Origin of the sequence: Psychromonas sp. SP041 (assembly GCF_000470315.2) — a bacterium.
In the GTDB taxonomy this organism is placed as follows: domain Bacteria; phylum Pseudomonadota; class Gammaproteobacteria; order Enterobacterales; family Psychromonadaceae; genus Psychromonas.
The window spans coordinates 244,205-262,917 of the sequence record NZ_CBRF02000002.1; the positions used below are offsets into that span (position 1 = coordinate 244,205).

The 18,713-nt window shown below is 35.3% G+C and carries 12 protein-coding genes and 2 tRNA genes; 8 read left to right on the top strand and 6 right to left on the bottom strand.

Translation table 11 applies throughout. From position 1 onward, the window contains the following. Positions 1–272 precede the first annotated feature (272 nt). A complete protein-coding gene (locus SP041_RS02440; protein ID WP_025565289.1) occupies positions 273–1,247 on the bottom strand; it encodes a polysaccharide lyase family 7 protein in 975 nt (324 codons plus the stop codon). Positions 1,248–1,907: 660 nt separating this feature from the next. Between SP041_RS02440 and SP041_RS02445 the strand changes: the two genes are divergently transcribed. The 4 genes from SP041_RS02445 (at position 1,908) to SP041_RS02460 (ending at position 6,770) form a co-directional block, all read left to right on the top strand. After that, positions 1,908–2,864 (top strand): TRAP transporter substrate-binding protein, encoded by a 957-nt coding sequence (locus SP041_RS02445; RefSeq protein WP_025565288.1) that lies wholly within the window; start codon positions 1,908–1,910, stop codon positions 2,862–2,864. A 67-nt stretch (positions 2,865–2,931) separates the two neighbouring features. Continuing rightward, entirely contained in the window at positions 2,932–3,411 is a 480-nt protein-coding gene (locus SP041_RS02450) for a TRAP transporter small permease (RefSeq protein WP_025565286.1), read from the top strand. A 20-nt stretch (positions 3,412–3,431) separates the two neighbouring features. Then, positions 3,432–4,739 carry a TRAP transporter large permease gene (locus SP041_RS02455; protein WP_025565285.1) on the top strand — a complete coding sequence of 436 codons (1,308 nt, stop codon included), beginning with the start codon at positions 3,432–3,434 and terminating at the stop codon, positions 4,737–4,739. Between the two features lie 366 nt (positions 4,740–5,105). Continuing rightward, entirely contained in the window at positions 5,106–6,770 is a 1,665-nt protein-coding gene (locus tag SP041_RS02460; RefSeq protein ID WP_025565284.1) for a methyl-accepting chemotaxis protein, read from the top strand. Positions 6,771–6,846: 76 nt separating this feature from the next. On the opposite strand, the gene SP041_RS02465 is transcribed toward SP041_RS02460, so the two are convergent. Continuing rightward, positions 6,847–8,226, bottom strand: coding sequence for an ATP-binding cassette domain-containing protein (locus SP041_RS02465; protein ID WP_025565283.1), 1,380 nt, complete (start codon positions 8,224–8,226; stop codon positions 6,847–6,849). 468 nt (positions 8,227–8,694) lie between these two features. Here SP041_RS02465 and SP041_RS02470 point away from each other — a divergent pair, with 468 nt between their 5' ends. From SP041_RS02470 to SP041_RS02485, 4 genes are all read left to right on the top strand, one after another. Further along, complete coding sequence (locus SP041_RS02470; protein WP_025565282.1) at positions 8,695–9,699, top strand: ABC transporter substrate-binding protein; 1,005 nt, start codon at positions 8,695–8,697, stop codon at positions 9,697–9,699. A 57-nt stretch (positions 9,700–9,756) separates the two neighbouring features. Then, positions 9,757–10,647, top strand: coding sequence for a proline/glycine betaine ABC transporter permease (locus SP041_RS02475; RefSeq protein ID WP_025565281.1), 891 nt, complete (start codon positions 9,757–9,759; stop codon positions 10,645–10,647). A gap of 1 nt (position 10,648) precedes the next feature. Continuing rightward, the gene (locus tag SP041_RS02480; RefSeq protein WP_037049732.1) at positions 10,649–11,893 is read left to right on the top strand and encodes a glycine betaine/L-proline ABC transporter ATP-binding protein; all 1,245 of its coding nucleotides are present in this window, start codon (positions 10,649–10,651) and stop codon (positions 11,891–11,893) included. 821 nt (positions 11,894–12,714) lie between these two features. Then, positions 12,715–13,596 (top strand): crotonase/enoyl-CoA hydratase family protein, encoded by an 882-nt coding sequence (locus SP041_RS02485; protein ID WP_081695407.1) that lies wholly within the window; start codon positions 12,715–12,717, stop codon positions 13,594–13,596. 29 nt (positions 13,597–13,625) lie between these two features. Here SP041_RS02485 and SP041_RS02490 read toward each other — a convergent pair whose 3' ends face one another. From SP041_RS02490 to SP041_RS02505, 4 genes are all read right to left on the bottom strand, one after another. Then, positions 13,626–16,181: an ATP-binding protein gene (locus tag SP041_RS02490; protein ID WP_025565278.1), complete on the bottom strand. Its 2,556-nt coding sequence runs from the start codon at positions 16,179–16,181 to the stop codon at positions 13,626–13,628. Then, complete coding sequence (locus tag SP041_RS02495) at positions 16,181–17,263, bottom strand: HD domain-containing phosphohydrolase (protein ID WP_205961151.1); 1,083 nt, start codon at positions 17,261–17,263, stop codon at positions 16,181–16,183. The genes SP041_RS02490 and SP041_RS02495 overlap by 1 nt, the downstream gene beginning before the upstream one ends. Before the next feature lie 1,203 nt (positions 17,264–18,466). Further along, positions 18,467–18,543, bottom strand: a tRNA-Met gene (locus SP041_RS02500). A gap of 44 nt (positions 18,544–18,587) precedes the next feature. Then, positions 18,588–18,664 (bottom strand) — tRNA-Met (locus SP041_RS02505). Between the last annotated feature and the right edge of the window lie 49 nt (positions 18,665–18,713).

The window sequence follows — 18,713 nt, forward strand, 5'->3', positions numbered from 1 at the left end:
ATATATCTATTTCAAAACACTTTTGATTGCTTAGACGGTAAGCTATTGGTTTATCTTATGTTGGCGAGGTATTTTTAGACTGGTGCTTTAAATACAAAAGTACTTTAAATACACAAGAACTTTTAAATAAGAACTTTTAAATAAAAAACCGCTAATAAAAAAGCACTATCAATGTGAAGTATGATAGTGCTTAGGATGTCTTTATACTGATATTTTACAATGAAATTCATATATATTTTATTGTAAAAAGTTAATAACTCTTATTGATATATCTAGTGCGTTACTTTCAAGTCGTAAAATGTTGCTTGAACGTAATCTTTTGCATCACCGGTTTTGTTTTGGTTGTATACACCCGCTTTGAAGTACATGTATTGACCACCTACATCATATTTACTGTTAGACATATCAACTGTTTTAGTCGTATCAGCTTTACCTGGACGCATAATAGTGACGGCTAGTTCATGGCCAGTTACTTTAATACGGTAACTAAATTTCTCACCTAGCTCAATACCATCTTCTGGTTCTGCTGGTGTTGCATCTTGATTCCAATAATTAGGTAATGAGTTACCAATGATATCAACCCATTGTTCATCTGCTTCACTATTAGGTTCATGAGCAAAGTAAATTGACCCTTTTTGATGGTTAGGCAGTTTACGGTAATAAAGACGTACTGGTTCATCATCATTTGCATGAATTTGACCAATGATTACTCGCCCTTGTTGCCAACTGACACCGGTTGTCGTTACGTGGTTAACCGCTAATGTTGCTTCTAATGTTCCGTCAACGCCACCTGCCTTTTCTTGGTCAGATGTTGGCGCTGTTGAAAATACCCAGTTATTACCGCCAACGCCTTTTGTATTGTAAGACGTATTACCACGGCGCATCATTTCACGTAATTCTGATCGTGTGTATTTTGTGTTTTTTGAGGTTTTAGCACCTTTAACTGGAGACTTAAAAACCATGCCGCTATCTTGAGCTAGGTAGAAGAAGTTTTCATCAGAATAACCACCGGCTAAGGCTTTTTCTTTTATTTGATCTGACTTTCCGTTGCCATCAGCATCGACAGGAACACTGATTGTCCAACCTAATAAATCAAATTGGCTTGCAGGAGAGCCTGCCTTTGTTTGTATTGATTGTGCGTTGTCAGAAGCTGTATTCGCGCAGCCTAATAAAACAAAAGAGCAAGCTAATGCAGCTAGTTTAAAAACCTTATTATTTACAGTAGCAAATGTGCTTTTATTTAACATGAATTTACCTATAAGTTGTTGTTAGTCACAAAATGATATCACTACCAATATAAAACCTAACCTGCTTTAAGTAGATATGATGACTGCGTAGCAGTTCAGCGAAATTTGACACGGATTAATTCGGACATACTTCACATAATTTAAAATATATTATTAAATAGTTTACATTTAGCGTCATTTTTTAACTTTTCATTTGTCGATAATGCGTGTTTATTTCACTTCTTCTTTTAATTTATTGTCATACATATTGTTACTTTTTAACTTTAATTGTTATTGAACTCGTTTTTTATTACTTTTTTTGTAATGGAGAGCGTTTATGAGAGCAAATGAGGTGAGTGACCTTATTTAAAGTTGTGGTGTTATCAACCTCAAGACTAGCAGGCATTTGCTTGCTTTTTTTATTATGGCCAATTAATGAAATGACTGTTTCTTCATTATAAATTCAATTAAAAGTGATAAAGGTCTGATTTTTATATTAGTAAACGTGAGCAACGTCATACTCGAATATTTTGTTATTGTAATACTTAAGGCAGTTTGTAAGATGCCCTTGTTGTTACAGATCATCGAACAGTTTTTACTAAATATTGCAATAGCTTTTGTCGCTATTAACGATTAAACCGATTGTTGCAAAATAGATATTTTAATAAGGAAATGAAAATAATGAAAAAGATATTACTACCTTTACTGACTACATTACTTCTCACGCCAAGCGTGTATGCAAAAACATTGAACCTTGGTCATGCTATGTCATTAGAAAGTGCTGCTCACCAAGGTATGGTGATCATGGCTGATAAAGTAAAAGAGAAGTCTAACGGTGATCTAACTATCCGTATTTTCCCAAATGGCCAACTTGGTTCTGAACGTGATCAGGCAGAACAAGTGGTTACTGGTGCTATTGATATGGCTAAAATCAACGGTGGTTTAGCAGAATCTTTCGAACCAACGTTTAAAGTTAATGCACTACCTTTCTTATTCCGTGATGTTGCACACATGAGAAAATTCATGAAAAGTGAAGTAGCTGAAGAAATGTTAGGTTCAAGTAAAGGTAAAGGTTTTATCGGTCTGACTTTTTATGATTCAGGTACGCGTAGTTTCTATGCTAAAAAAGCAATTAAATCACCAGCAGATTTAGCGGGAATGAAAGTACGTGTTCCAGGGTCTCCAACGATGATGGAAATGGTTAACTTATTAGGTGGTAAAGCGACTCCTGTACCATTTAATGAAGTTTACACTGCTTTACAACAAGGTGTTATTGACGGTGCAGAAAATAACATTTCTAGCTTAGTTGAAATGAAACACAGTGAAGTTGCTAAATTTTACTCTATGGATCAACATTTAATGACACCTGATGTCATTATCATTTCAGAAAATGCATTTAATTCATTAACGCCAGAAGAACAAAAAATATTAAAAGAAGCTGCAGCTGAATCTCTTGATGAACAAATTAAAATCTGGGACGCAACAGATAACATGAACAAAGAGAAAGGTATTAAAGCTGGCGTAACATTTGTTGAAGTGGATAAAGCCCCATTCCGCGCAGCAGTTAAACCAATGATTGATGCCGCTAAAAAAGATCCTAAATTAGCACCATACATTGAGAAAATTGAAGCACTTTAATTAGTCTTAGTAAAAACATAATTTTGCCCTGGCCTTGCTGGGGCAAAATTTTTTGAGGTATCACCACATGTTAACATCTTTTAGAAACCTACTTGATAAGTCGATTCTATTTATTTCTTCTTTTGCATTAATGTTGCTGGTAGTCACTGTCACTTGGCAAGTTTTTAGCCGTTATGTGTTGAATGACCCGAGCAGCTGGACTGATGAACTTGCTCGCTATGCGATGGTGTGGCTTGGCTTATTAGGCGCGAGTTATTTATTTGGTATTAAAGGGCACTTAGCGATAACGTTATTGGATGGTTACCTTAAGGGAAAAGCACATATTGCATTACAAATTCTTGTCAACGGGATTTCTTTCGCATTTGTTTCTTTAGCAATGCTTAAAGGTGGACTTGCGTTGATGGGAAGAACGACACAACAACTATCTCCAGCATTGCAATTACCGATGTCTACCGTTTATTCAATATTACCTATTTCAGCCGTTATTATTCTCATTTATTTGGCATTAAATACGCTTGAACTTTTTTGTAAATCGAACAAAAAATAAATTTTAAAAGGATTTATATTATGGACTTGTCCATTGGTGTTTGGCTACTAGGCCTGTTTTTATTCATGATTGCGATAAGCATGCCCATTGCGATTGCTATTGCAATGTCATCTTTGACTATCATGTATTTCATTTTACCGTTTGATGTGGCAAGTATTACAGCAGGTCAAAAAATCATTACGGGTATTGATAGTTTCAGTTTATTAGCTATCCCTTTCTTTATTCTCGCTGGGAATATAATGAATGTGGGTGGTATCGCGGGTCGTCTTATTAACCTTGCAAAACTCATGGTTGGTTGGATCCCTGGTTCACTTTTACACGTTAACATCTTCGCTAATATGATGTTTGGTGCTGTTTCTGGTTCTGCTGTTGCTGCCGCTGCTGCGGTTGGTAAGACGTTAGGTCCAGAACTCGAAAAAGAAGGTTATGATAAAAACTTAGCGACAGCAGTGAACGTTGCTTCATGTCCTGCTGGTCTTCTGATTCCACCAAGTAACTCATTAATCGTATTCTCAGTTGTATCGGGTGGAACATCTGTTGCTGCACTATTTATCGCAGGTTATGTACCAGGTATTTTAATGGGATTAAGCTGTATGGTAGTCGCTTATTTTATCGCTAAAAAGAAAGGCTATAAAACAAGTGCGAATGATGGTTACACTATTAAAGATGTGTTGAGAATTGTTTGGCAAGCAACGCCAAGCTTAGGGCTTATTTTTGTTGTTATTGGCGGTATTATTGGTGGTGTATTCACTGCAACAGAAGGGGCATGTATAGCGGTTCTTTATTCTTTTGCATTGTCACTCTGTTACCGAACACTTAAATGGTCACATTTTTCAATCATCTGTAAAGAAACAACACAGATCACCGGTATTATGCTGTTCTTGATTGGTGCTTCAACTATTATGTCGTGGGCAATGGCGTTTACAGGTCTACCAACAATGATCAGTGATTGGATGTTATCTATTTCAGATAATCCTATTATTATCTTTATTCTGATGAACATCATTTTGTTGATTGTTGGTATGTTTATGGATTTAACACCAGCAGTATTAATCTTTACGCCTATATTTATGCCCATTGCGACTCAATTAGGCATGGATCCTATTCACTTTGCAATGATGATTATATTCAATCTATGTATCGGGATAGCGACACCGCCAGTGGGTACTGCGTTATTTGTGGGTTGTAGTGTCAGTGGTTCTAAGATTGAAGATGTCATAAAAAGTATTATGCCATTCTGTGCTGTACTGATAGTTACTTTATTGTTGATCACTTTTATTCCTGAAATCAGTTTATTCCTTCCTCGATTCTTCGGTTTAATCTCATAGTCTTTTAAACTTATAAGATTTATTTCTAGCAAAGTCTCACTTCTAACAAAAGCTAACCATTTATGGTTAGCTTTTTTGTGTTTTTTAAAAAGTAACTGTTAGAATATGTATAGCTTACTTATCAATAGTGGTTGGTTTTTTAAATTTTCAACTGCCTTAAACCTCTGAGAGCTTTGATATACGTTATGTTTATTAAAGTAATTAGTTTATAAATTTAAAACGTTATCCCACCTTTTAATCGTATAAAGATAATTGACCAATTTTATAATTGTTTTGCTAACTAAGACGGCATAATCAAATTAAGTAAATATACTTAATAGATTGCAATGCTATCAATCCAACCTATATCAAGAGATTAGGATATACATGAATAAATTAAATCTGCTCCAAAAGCTATTATTGCTCACCTTATTACCGCTTATCGTTATCTTAACTTTATTGTCATCTATCTCTTATACTCTGGAAAAAGAAGGGCTTACTAATAACATTGCTGAATTTCGCAGCTCTTTACTTAAAGAAAGAAAACGCGAATTAAAAGAAGTGACTGAAGTCGCTGCGGGTATTATTGCTTACCAAATGTCTTTACCTAACCAAGGCGATGTAGAAGGGGCTTTGCGTAATATTCGTTTTGGTACAGCGGGGTATTTCTATATTTATGACACAAGTGGGAAAAATATCTTTCATGCAATAAAACCTGAGTTGCAAGGTAAGGGCTTAATCAATTTAAAAGACACCAAAGGTAATAAAATTATTGAAGGCTTACTTCATACGGCACAAAAAGGAGATGGTATTTATTCCTTTTATTTTCAAAAGCCAGGTTCTTCTACTCAATTTGAAAAGTTAGGCTTTGCAACCATGATCCCTAATACCAATTGGATGCTGGGAACGGGGGCTTATATTGATGATATTGAAGAGTCGATTAGTCAGTACTCTGCTTCAGTAACCAAAAATTTCAATGAAAAAATATGGTTAATTGTTTCTATTTCAATTGCCTTAATTATTTTCACTACCGTTATTATTTTCTTCGTTGCAGCAAGAATGGTCAAACCTATTAAGCGTATGGCAGATAACCTAAACGATATTGCGCAAGGAGAAGGAGACTTAACACAACGTCTTGAAATAGTTGGGCACGATGAAATATCTCAATTAGGTAAATCGTTTAATCTATTTGTTGATAAATTAAGAAACACAATCGCTGATATTAGTACTGCTACTACGGGGATTAATAAAGCGGGTCGTGACATGAATCAGCAAAGTACCGAGATCGCTTCACAACTCCACCATCATAATGACCAAACAGATCAAGTCGTATCAGCGGTAACTGAAATGTCATCTACTGCGAGTGAAGTTGCCAGCAATACTAATCAGGTTGCAGAAGCGACACAAGCAGTATCATTGGATGTCATGCATGCCCAAGAATGTGTTGAAACCTCATTAACTGAAGTGTCTGCATTAGTGGAAGAAATTAACGGTGCAGTAACAAGCATGAGCGCGTTAAGTGAACAGTCTCAAAAAATTAACCAAGTTTTAACCGTAATTGGTGCGATTGCTGATCAAACTAACTTATTAGCCTTAAATGCTGCAATTGAAGCGGCACGAGCTGGTGAGCAAGGACGAGGCTTTGCCGTTGTTGCAGATGAAGTAAGAAGTTTGGCAAGTCGTACTCAAAAAAGCACGCTTGAAATCAATGAAATGCTTGAAGAGTTACATCGTTTAGTTGGATTGTCAGTGAATGCGATGTCATTGAGCCAAGAGCGAAGTGTACGCTCTGTTGATTCATCTAAAACGATTTCACAAAGTTTACATTCGGTCACCATGTCTATTACTTCAATTAACGATATGAGTACACAAATTGCGACTGCGACGACGGAGCAAAGCTCTGTAACAGAGGAGATAACACGTAATGTTTATGAGATTCAAAATATTGTTAACTCATTAACGTCAAGTAGTATTGAAGCTGAAAAAATTGCCAGTGATGTGCTTTCTGAAGGTGGTAAATTAGAAGGGCTTGTTGGTCAGTTTAAAATATAAAAAGAGAGTCGTAGATTCAATTCTAAAACACATCTCTGACCAATAAATATCAGAGATGTGTTCTTTATAAGATAAGCTAAAGCTTAATATGCTGGTTAAATATAGATAAAAACTCATCTTTACGATGGCTTACTAACAACATAGTACTATGATGTTGGCTAGCTAAATGCTCTAAAAAGTTAAGCACTCTATGCCTGTTTAATTCATCTAATCCCTGTGTTGGTTCATCTAAGATTAATAAATAAGGTGACTTAACTAATGCTCTCGCAATTAACGCTAGTCGTTGCTCCCCGTAACTTAAACTTTGAAAGGCACTTTTTTGCTGTGCCAGTAACCCTATTTTATTTAACCATTGGCGTGCTATTTTAATATGGTACGGACTCGGTTGTTGATACATACCGATAGAATCGTAAAAGCCTGATACCACCACGGTTAACAAATCACTGCTCACTCGATATTGACGATGTAATTCTGAGCTAACAATCCCCATGTGTTCTTTGACTTGCCAAATTGTTTCACCAGAGCCTCTTTTAAAGCCCAATACGTTAATGTCATTGCTATAACATTGAGGACAATCACCGGTAATTAATTGCATTAAGGTCGATTTGCCACTGCCATTAGGTCCTGTTATTAAAGTATGTTGCAGCGGCTTGATTTCCACATCTAGGTTTTCAAACACATTCACACCGTTATAGTGAACCGTCCCTTTGTTCAACTTAACTAAGTAAGGATGCTCAAAATCAGATAGCTCATGCATATTTTCGGGCCAGTCTGTTTGATCGGGCACTGGGCTTAATAACGCATCTAATTGTTTTTTTGTTTCAGCATCTTCAAGCTGGCCGATAACATCAAGTCGACCACGTTCAATAAAGGCAATGTTATTACACCATTCTGGGATGTCTTGACGATTACTGAGCATTAATAAAATGCTCACACCGTTTTTAGACAAACGTTCTAATGCAATGGAAAGCGCCTCACAAGAAGCAACATCTAAACTATCGAAAGGGTTGTCACAGACTAAAATCTCAATACCGCTAAAAATGGCTTGTAGAATGAGCAGCTTACGGCTTTCACCGGTACTCAGTTGTAAATAACCAGTGTCTAAGCGGTGGACTAAACCAAACTCACTGATCAGAGGATCATTCCATCTGTCTTGAGGCAGGAAATCTTTTGCTTTAGTAGCTGCTTCATTAACCTCAACATAATCAGGCGCTTCTGCATCTAGCGCTTTTTCATAGGTCTTTTGTTGTGCTTCAAAAGAAATCATCCCTACTTTTTCTTTGTCGGGTAAAGTTAATTGCTTAAATTGGGTTGGATTAAAAGTACCTGTTAATAGCTGGTCTAGGTATTGTTTTCCAGAACCATTTCGGCCCAAAACACACCAGCTTTCATTTTCAAGTAATTGCCAGTGATTAATGGTTAACTTGTCATGCTCTAAATTTATAATATTTATCATTAGATTTGCCAGATTGATGATCGAGAAGGTGGTTTATTCTGTCATAAGTATTTGTAATAAATAAGTGATAAGTGTCAATTTTAGTATTTAACCTCAATTCTGGTTAATGAAAGCGGAATTGTATTTCAAATCATAAGGTACTATTTTTTACTAGTCAGTGCCGCTAGTTTTACGTCGATCAAGACGAATTATTGAAGTAATAACGAGTTATTGATAAATAATTTAACGCAGAAATTCGTGGAAATAGCGGTGTTGTATCGCTTTGCTTATCCAGAGCTGAGGTTATTTATTTAGTGATGAAAATTGAGCCTAATAGGCAATAAATTGAGCGTGAAGTGTGAATGCGTTGGTTAACGTTTTTAGGTCTATACTTTAGCTTGATTTCATATAAGTAGCTATTTGGTGTAGTATAGAATCGTTTTAACTAAATGATCCATAATAAATTTAACAATTAATAAGGATATTAATATGCGTAAGATTATCTCGTCTTCTATTCTATTGGCATGTGCTTCTTTCACTATGCCCGCTGTCGCAAGTGAATGTGGCAAAGTCACCATCGCTGACATGAGTTGGAGTTCTGCAACATTAATCGCTAATGTAGACCGTTTTATCCTTGAGCATGGTTTCGACTGTGACGCAGAATTAGTACCTGGTGACACACAAGCAACAGGTGCATCGATGATTGAAAAAGGTCAACCAGACCTTGCTCCTGAATTCTGGAGTAACGCAATGCGTGAAGCATTGAATAAAGGTGTCGAAGAAGGCCGTATTCGTTATGCAGGTACCACATTAACAGATGGCGGTGAAGAAGCATTTTGGGTCCCAGCTTACATGGTAGAAAAAGATCCTACATTAGCGACACTCGCTGGTGTTAAAGCCAATGCTAAACTATTTAAACATCCAGAAGATCCAACAAAATCAGGTTTCATGGGCTGTCCAGCTGGCTGGAATTGTCAAATTTCAACAAAAAATCTATATGAAGCAATGAATCTTGAAGAAGCTGGTTTTGAATTGTTAGATCCTGGTTCAGGTGCCGGTCTTTCAGGTTCGATTGCTAAAGCGTACGAACGTGGTGAAGGGTGGTTTGGTTACTACTGGGCACCAACTTCTGTGCTAGGTAAATACAAAATGGTTAAAGTCGACTTAGGTTCAGGTATTGATGAAGAACATTTCAAAAATTGTACTACGCAAGAAGATTGTTTAGATCCAAAAGTGACTATGTACCCACCTTCAATCGTTGAGTCAGTTGTGACTGAAAGCTTTGCTAAAAGAGCGCCTGAAGTAATGGAATACCTTGCAAAACGTGAATTTAAAAATGCACAAATGAACGTATTATTAGCTTGGATGGAAGATCAACAAGCTGACGGGGAATACACGGTTGAGCACTTTTTAACAAATTACGAAAGTACTTGGACGCAGTGGGTTGACGCGCCAACAGCATCAAAAATTAAAAAAGCTTTAGCAGCACTTTAATTACATAACTCCCAAGCCCAGTTTATCTGGGCTTTTTCATCTTAGGAGACAAATAACATGTCAGACAAATCATGGTTGTCGGAAATTCCGCAACTTGATCGCCACCAATTATTAGACTTTAGAAAAACACTAGATGGTGCCTACCGCAGTTTCTCTCGAGAGTACGGAGACAGCATCGAATCTTTCTTTGATCCTCTTCTTAGCTTTCTTATCTGGTTCGAAAAATTATTATTAGCGACACCTTGGTGGTTAGTGATCGCTGTATTAGCGGTTTTTGCTTACGCGATTAGCCGTTCTTGGAAGTTAACCGTCGGTGTTGTGCTTGCCTTTTTCTTGATTGGTTTCTTAGGTATGTGGGAAAATACCATGCGTACCATGAGTATTATTACCGTCTCGACCATGCTCGCCATTATTCTTGGCGTCCCTATTGGCGTCTCAATGGCACGTTCGAATCGTGTTCAATCCATCGTCACACCAATTCTCGATGTCATGCAAACTATGCCTGCTTTTGTGTATTTGATACCTGTGGTTATGTTATTAGGTATTGGTAAAATACCAGGTGTTATTGCCGTGATTATTTACGCAATTCCACCGGTTATTCGTTTAACCAATTTAGGTATTCGCCTGGTTGATAAAGAAGTATTAGAAGCGGCTACTGCTTATGGTGCAAGCTCAATGCAGAGGCTATTTGGTGTTCAAATTCCTTTAGCGATGCCTAATATTATGGCGGGTATTAACCAAACTATTATGATGGCACTTTCAATGGTGGTTATCGCATCAATGATTGGTGTTAAAGGGTTAGGTCAGCCGGTATTAAAAGCAATTACAAATCAGTATTTCACACTGGGTTTATTAAATGGTCTGGCAATTGTGGCCATCGCTATTATTTTTGACCGTCTATCTCAAAGTTACGCAAAACGTACACTGCAAGATTTTGGAGGCCACTAAGATGAGCAACAAAGACAATAAACAACCTTTAATACGTATTAAAAAACTATATAAAGTGTTTGGTAAAAATGAGAAAAAGGTGCTTGAGCAAGTTATTGCCGGTAAATCAAAAGAAACTATTTTAGCAGAGACAGGCCATACCGTTGGCTTGTCTGATATTAATTTAGATATTTATCCTGGTGAAATTTTCGTGATAATGGGACTGTCTGGTTCAGGTAAATCGACGCTTATTCGTCACTTTAACCGCTTAATTGAACCGACTGCTGGCGAAATTGAAATCGCTGGTAGCGATGTGATGAAGTTAGACAGTAAAGAATTACAAGAATTTCGTCGTCAGAAAATGGCGATGGTATTTCAACGTTTTGGTTTAATGCCACATCGTACTGTTTTACAAAATATCACTTATGGTTTGCAAGTGCAGGGCATTAGCAAAAAAGAACGTGAAGTACGTGGAAAAGAGTGGTTAGAAACTGTTGGGCTTGATGGTTATGCAAATCAATATCCATCGCAACTTTCTGGTGGTCAACAACAACGTGTCGGCTTAGCACGTGCTTTGTGTACTGATGCTGATATCCTGTTAATGGATGAAGCCTTTTCTGCATTAGATCCATTGATACGTAGTGAGATGCAAGATCAGTTAATTGAACTACAAGATAAACTACATAAAACCATTGTCTTCATTACGCATGACCTTGATGAAGCGTTACGTATTGGTGATAAAATTGCGATTCTTCGCGATGGTATTTTGGTACAGCAGGGCGAACCTGTCGATATCTTGCTAAACCCCGTTGATGATTATGTTGAAGCCTTTGTAAAAGACGTTAACAGAGCCCGTGCATTAACGGTTGAAACAGTTATGCAGCCACAAATTTGCCGCATATCTAGCGACACTATTGGCGAAGCCTTAATTCAAATGCGTCAATCTAAACAAGATTACGGCTATGTTGTGAATGATGAAGGGTATCGTGGTGTGATCACACAAGAAACATTAGAAAATGTAGAAGAAAATGAGCATAGTAATAGCATTAATGCCGCACTACTTGAAGATGTTCCTTCCGTACAAAGTGATGCTTTATTAGAAAGTGTTATCCCTGAAATGTTAGAGAATATACATGAGCTACCTGTATTAAACGCAGAAGGTGAAGTGAAAGGTTATTTATCACGTTCGACTCTGGCTGACATATTAAGTGATCAACCTAGTGCTGATGCTAATAATACTGAAAGTAGCTTAAAAGAAAAAGAATGAGATAAAAACTAAAATACCGATTTAAAAATTCTTTCTTTTATTGAACCACCTAACCTCTAGAAATAGTTGTTAGGTGGTTACTTTTTCATAAGCTGCTTTAAATAAATTTTTACTGGTTGTTAAGTGTTTTTTATTAAAACTTATTACAGTTATCTTCTTTGCTCTTCACTGCTGATTGGTGGAGCAATATCTCTTCCGCTTAGTGCTGATATAGCGTTTCTTTTACATCCGGCTAATTTTGAATACCCGCTGCATCATACTTATATTGATTCACATAGATCTGTTCAGCTGCCTTAGCTACATCATATTACTGTTGTAATCTTAGCCCTTAGTATTGGTAATGTTGCCTAGGGGATATTACATTATCTACTTCACTAAATGCTTGGTACCAAACTTGTCTATAAGAGACGACGGCAGATCCTAATGCAATTACTGAAATTTTCTTATTTTACTTCATTACAGGAAGGGTAAAACTAAATTTACTTCGAGATCACGAATTGGGTTACTGAGTAAGTTTTTAATTCATTTGAAAATACACTTGATAAGGTCGTGTTTATTAAACTAGGTTCAATCGTCTCTGAGCTATTTATCATAATTTGGTTTTTTTAGCGAAAAATATAGCAAGGTAATTTCAGAATTAAATAATATTATTTAAGCTTATTATTATCCTAAATGTAGTTTCTATTTAAAAATCATATAGTCATATCAACAGGCTAAATTTGATTTTATCTTGGTACACTTTAAGAACGTTTATCAATTCTGGTAAATGAGTAATCTCGGTAACTATCTGAATTACTTAAATTCTTAAAGGAAAAATAAAAATGATGGATAACTTAGCAAGAGTCACTAACCTACACGTTGCAACAACAGAAAATATCCCTGCTAACCAATATACTCAACTTAAAACACATTACGATGAAAAATATAAAGCGGGTTGGTATTATATGCATGCTAAACCTCGTCCTTGTTTTACTGCATTATTATTAGATGAAATAACTGCTTATCAAGAAAGTGTAAAAGCTGAAATGGAAGCGACTAATCAACAGAAATACGGTTATCTAATTGCCGCTTCTTCTGTTGATAATGTTTTTAATTTAGGGGGGGATTTAGCTGTTTTTTTACAATTAATTAAAAATAGTGATCGTGAGGGATTATTTAATTATGCAATAAAATGTATCGATACTTTATATCGAAATATGATTCATTTAAATTGTGAGTTAACGACGATTGCTCTAGTACAGGGAGATGCATTAGGAGGTGGTTTTGAAGGCGCATTATCAAGTAATGTATTAATTGCCGAACGAGGAACTAAACTAGGGCTTCCTGAGGTCTTATTTAATTTATTCCCTGGTATGGGGGCTTATTCTTTACTGACTCGTAAGGTAGGCCCTACTAAAGCTGAAGAGATAATTTTAAGTGGTAAATTATATTTAGCTGAAGAGTTATATGATTTAGGAATCGTCGATATATTGGCAGAGAAAGGGGAGGGAGAAATCGCGGTTTATCAATATATTAAGACTGCAAATCGCAAAGCAAATAGTTACCAATCAATGAGAAAAGTAAAAGATATTTGCGATCCGATTCCGTATAAAGAACTGCTTGATGTCACTAAAATATGGGTGGATTCAGCATTAAACATTACGAATAAAGATCTCCGTATGATGGAAAAACTAGTTATGCGTCAAACGGCAAATAACACTTAATAAATCATCTCTATATAATAAAGAATATATTATTTTTCTGCTGTAGGAATCTTATTTAAAGCATCATTTAAGGTCTCTACAGTTTTATTATAAATATATTCGAGCTCATTTATAAATATATTTAGTTCATTTTTTCCAATATCATAAGGTTTATATGCTTCGCCGCGTAAACAAGCATCAGAAAGTTTATTTGCACCAAGCTCTGAAGCGGCCCCTTTTAATGCGTGTAGAGACTCTCGAAACTGTAAATAGTCATTTTTTATCGCTATTTGAATATAGTTTATATGTTTATTCCCATCTTTTATAAATGCTTGTACTAAGCGCTTTATAAAATCGCTATCATTATCTAATAAATATAATTCATTAAATGTTGCAGATTCACACCATTGGCTATCAATTTCTATTACATTTTGAGCGAAAATATTTTTATTAACAATCGTTGATGTTTTTTGAGGTAATGGAGTTGTATCTTTTTCTATTGTTTTTGATATAACAGCTATTTTCTCTAATAAATCATGAGAATCTACGGGTTTAGTTAAAAATTCATTAATGCCTAATCCAACTGCTAATACCCTAGCTTCAGGAGTTGCATCAGCAGTTAACATTATAATTGGTAAAGTGTTTTTCGTATCCATGAATCGCAAAGATTGTATTACTTCATCGCCAGAACATTTAGGCATGTTTTTATCTACAATTAATAAGTCTATTGTTTCGAAATCTTTTGCTAGAACGTTTAAAGCTTGTTCACCATCATCTACAATAATAACGGAGTGTCCTGCTCTGTTTAAAATACCAGAAAGAACTTGTTGATTTACTTTATTATCTTCAGCAATTAATATATTTAGTTTTTTTGCGCCAGCTTGATTTTGATAAAACTGACTAAAAGAGATTACTTTTGTGTTCTCGTTCTCTTTTTCGACACTTTGAGCACTATGTATTGCATTAAATAATGCACGTTTATCACTTAAATCTGTAATAGTAGATATAAAACGTTGTTCTACTTCGTTGTTGTTTAAATTGTTTTCTTCTGAATCAAGTAATATTAAAGAAAGACCATTCAGTAGGTTTTCTGATTTTAATAAACTCACAAAGTGATCCAATGTCATTTCTAACAAGCTGCATTTATCTATTAATATGATTTTATAGTCCGAATCTTGAGACTGTGCTTTTTTCAGCATAGATAGTGCATGTGTGGGAGATAGTATAAAGTCTGACGGTAAATCCCATGTATTTAAAAAAGGTTGTATAATGTTCTTGGTTTTCTCTGTTGCTAATATTAATAAATGAGTATCATTTAATTCTAATGGAGTATTAGGGACTAATGTAAAAGGTAGTTCAAACCAAAAAGTAGATCCCCCTCCTAAATTACTTTCAACACCAATTTCTCCTCCCATCAGCTCAACTAATTCTTTCGAAATGGTTGTACCTAGGCCTGAACCACCAATATGTCGTGTAGTGGCTATACCTACTTGTGTAAAGTCATCAAAAACACTATCTAATAAATCCTTTTCAATGCCGATACCAGTATCTTTTATATCGAATCTAAGTACTGTCGAGTGTTCATCCTCTGATACTTTATGAATATGTAAATTAATTGAACCATGGTCAGTAAACTTTATTGCATTACCTATGAGGTTAACTAATACTTGACGAAGATACTGCTGATCTCCTTTAAGTAGAAAGGGAACATCAGAGTCTATTTTAGAATCAATACTAAGATTTTTTGTTTTCGCCATTATCTTTTGTGTTGCGATAACAGAATTAATTATTGAGTGTAAGTCCAGAGGCTCTTTCGTAATTACTATTTTACCAGCTTCAATTTTAGAAATATCGAGCACTTTTTCAATAAGGCCAAGTAATATTTTCGCTGAACTTTGCATGGTATTAACTAGATTACGTTGCTCTTGTTCAAGCTGAGTTTCTCTTAATAAATCACTTAGCCCTAAAACACCATTTAAAGGTGTTCTTAACTCATGTGACATATTTGCTAAAAAACGACTTTTAGCTTGGCTTGCCTTTTCTGCCATACTAATAGCTGCATAGAGTTTGTTAATTAAAAATATTGAATATAAAGGAATTAACGTAATGACAAGTAATAGACTAGTAGCAATTGACATATGTGCTTGCCAATAATCACCTAAAAAAATAGCGGCTAAAAAACCAAAAAAACCTACAATTAATGATATATATAAATAATTAATACCAAATCTAAAGCCATTTCCCAAAATAACCCAAAGATAAAAAACAAATAAATAAATCGTTTCATTGACGGCTATGATCATTAACACTGAAAGTGATATAAGATCTAATAATATTCCGACTACTCTTCTAGTTGGGCTGGGGTTAAGGTTTTTAGTGATTGCAAAAACAATAGCAACAGAGCTAATAAAGTAGCCAAATGCCATAAAACGGACAGTTATTCTTGATTGTTCGTGAAAATTTTCTGGTGAAAACCATGGAATACAAAAATACACGATTAATAATAAGCTGACTAAGACCCTTACTAAGGCTTGCTCAGGCTCAGTATCACCATTTTTTTTTAAATGTTTTGTAAATAAGCTTAATTTTTCAAATACAGCTTTCATTAGGATTGTGATTCCATATCATTCTCTAAAATTTTATGATCTGGATAATCGAATTGTATTTTAATTATATCGTCTAAACCTTTGCAAAAAGCTTCAACACATTCTGGGTCAAATTGTGTGCCTGAATTATCTTTTAAAAATGTAATAACATCCTCAAAGGGCCATGCTTTTTTATAGGGTCTAACTGATAATAATGCATCAAATACATCTGCGACTGAAACGATACGGGCAATTAATGGAATATCTGACCCAACCAGTTCGTTAGGATAACCTGTACCATCAAATCTTTCATGGTGGTTGAGGGCAATAATTGCGCCCATTTGCATATATTTAGAATTACTGCCAGAAAGAATTTCATAACCTATTGTCGTATGGGTTTGCATTATTGCCCATTCTTCAGGCTCAAACCTTCCAGGTTTTAATAGTACGCGGTCAGGAATGCCTATTTTACCAATATCATGCATTTGTGCTGCATGTTCTATATCGTCACATTCTAGCTCACTTAAGCCTAACTGTTTTGCAATTTCTTTAGAATACTTTGCCATTCTAATAACATGGTTACCAGTGTCCTCATCGCGATATTCCCCAGCTTTGGCAAGTTTTAAAATGGTTTCTTGTTCGCGTTGAAGAATTTGTTCGGTTGCGAGTTGAACTTGTTCTGCTAGCCAATCCGCTCTATTTTGAATAATGACATGTTGTTTATGAAGCTTTAATAAGTTCCGACAAGTTGTACGGCATTCAATTTGATCAATAGGCCTTGTTAAAAAGGCAGTTGCACCTACATCTAATGCTTCATATCTGACTTTTTTATCATTAACCACTGTGATCATCATGATAGGAATATGTTCGCCGCTACTAGTTTTACGAACTTCTTTAATAAACTCAACGCCATTCAAACCAGGCATTCTATAATCGGTTACAATAAGGTCTGCTTTATTAATACTTAACCACTTTAGGGCTTCGTTAGGATCTGAAAAATCAATTACTTTAATGTCATCGGCTATTTGCAGGATAATTTTTTCTAAGATCATTCTACCTGTTGATTGATCATCAACAATGACAACTTGTCTTTTATTATTCAAATCAGTTCTTCCAATCTAGTTTAAAGAATTAATAAACATAAAATTAAGTAGAGAAATAAAATTGTTATGTTTATAAGTACATATACTAACTAATACTTATTACTATTTATACTTACATGTAATTCATGCTTTCAGAAACGAAACATATAACTATGTTTTACGCGCATAGTATACGTGAACTGTCATTTTTATTAATACTTATTAGATAGGTTTAAGTTAAATTTTTAACCTAAAGTTCGATATGGCAATAAAATTATATATAAATATAATGAACAACTAATTGCAATAAGATGTTCGAGAGGGCGTTGTTTTTCGGCTATAGTAACTTGAGTACAGTGAACTATTATTATCTGCTAAGTATTTTGAGTTTATCATTCGTAGGTTTCGATAACTGGCTGCAAACCTACGGTCTTTGCCATTGTTTATAGAAAATTGAGTCGACGAGCTACCAGATTGTTCTATTTTGAATACAATACACTTTTATCGATTAGAATTTTTCGTGTAAGCGTAAAGTAAATATTAGTTTTTGGTAGGGTATTTACTATGTGTTGATTGGATAACTAAAGAACTTCTAAATAGATTAGAAGTTGGTTGCGAGAGCAGGATTTGAACCTACGACCTTCGCCATTGTTTATAGAGAATTGAGTCTGACGAGCTACCAGGTTGTTCCATTTTGAATGCAATATATTTATCGATTAGATTTTTTGCATAAGCATATAGAAGATATTAGTTTTTGGTAGGGTATTGGGTATGTGTTGATTGAATAACTAAAGAACTTCTAAAGAGTTTATAAGTTGGTTGCGAGAGCAGGATTTGAACCTACGACCTTCGCCATTGTTTATAGAGAATTGACTCGACGAGCGACCAGATTGTTCTATTTTGAATACAATAATTTATATCGATTAGATTGTTTCACATAAACGTAAAATAGATATTAGTAGGGTATTTACTATGTGTTGATTGAATAACTAAAGAACTTCTAAAGAGATTAGAAGTTGGTTGCGAGAGCAGGATTTGAACCTACGGCCTTCGCCATTGTTTATAGAGAATTGAGCCCGACGAGCTACCAGATTGTTCCATTTTTAATGCATATATTTTATCGACTAGATTTTTTGCATAAGCATATAGAAGATATTAGTTTTTGGTAGGGTATTGGGTATGTGTTGATTGAATAACTAAAGAACTTCTAAATAGTTTATAAGTTGGTTGCGAGAGCAGGATTTGAACCTACGACCTTCGGGTTATGAGCCCGACGAGCTACCAGACTGCTCCATCTCGCGTCCGGAATTGATATTTCTTTTTCTAAATCTGTAACTGTCAAAATTGGTTGCGAGAGCAGGATTTGAACCTACGACCTTCGGGTTATGAGCCCGACGAGCTACCAGACTGCTCCATCTCGCGTCCGGAATTGATATTTCTTTTTCTAAATCTGTAACTGTCAAAATTGGTT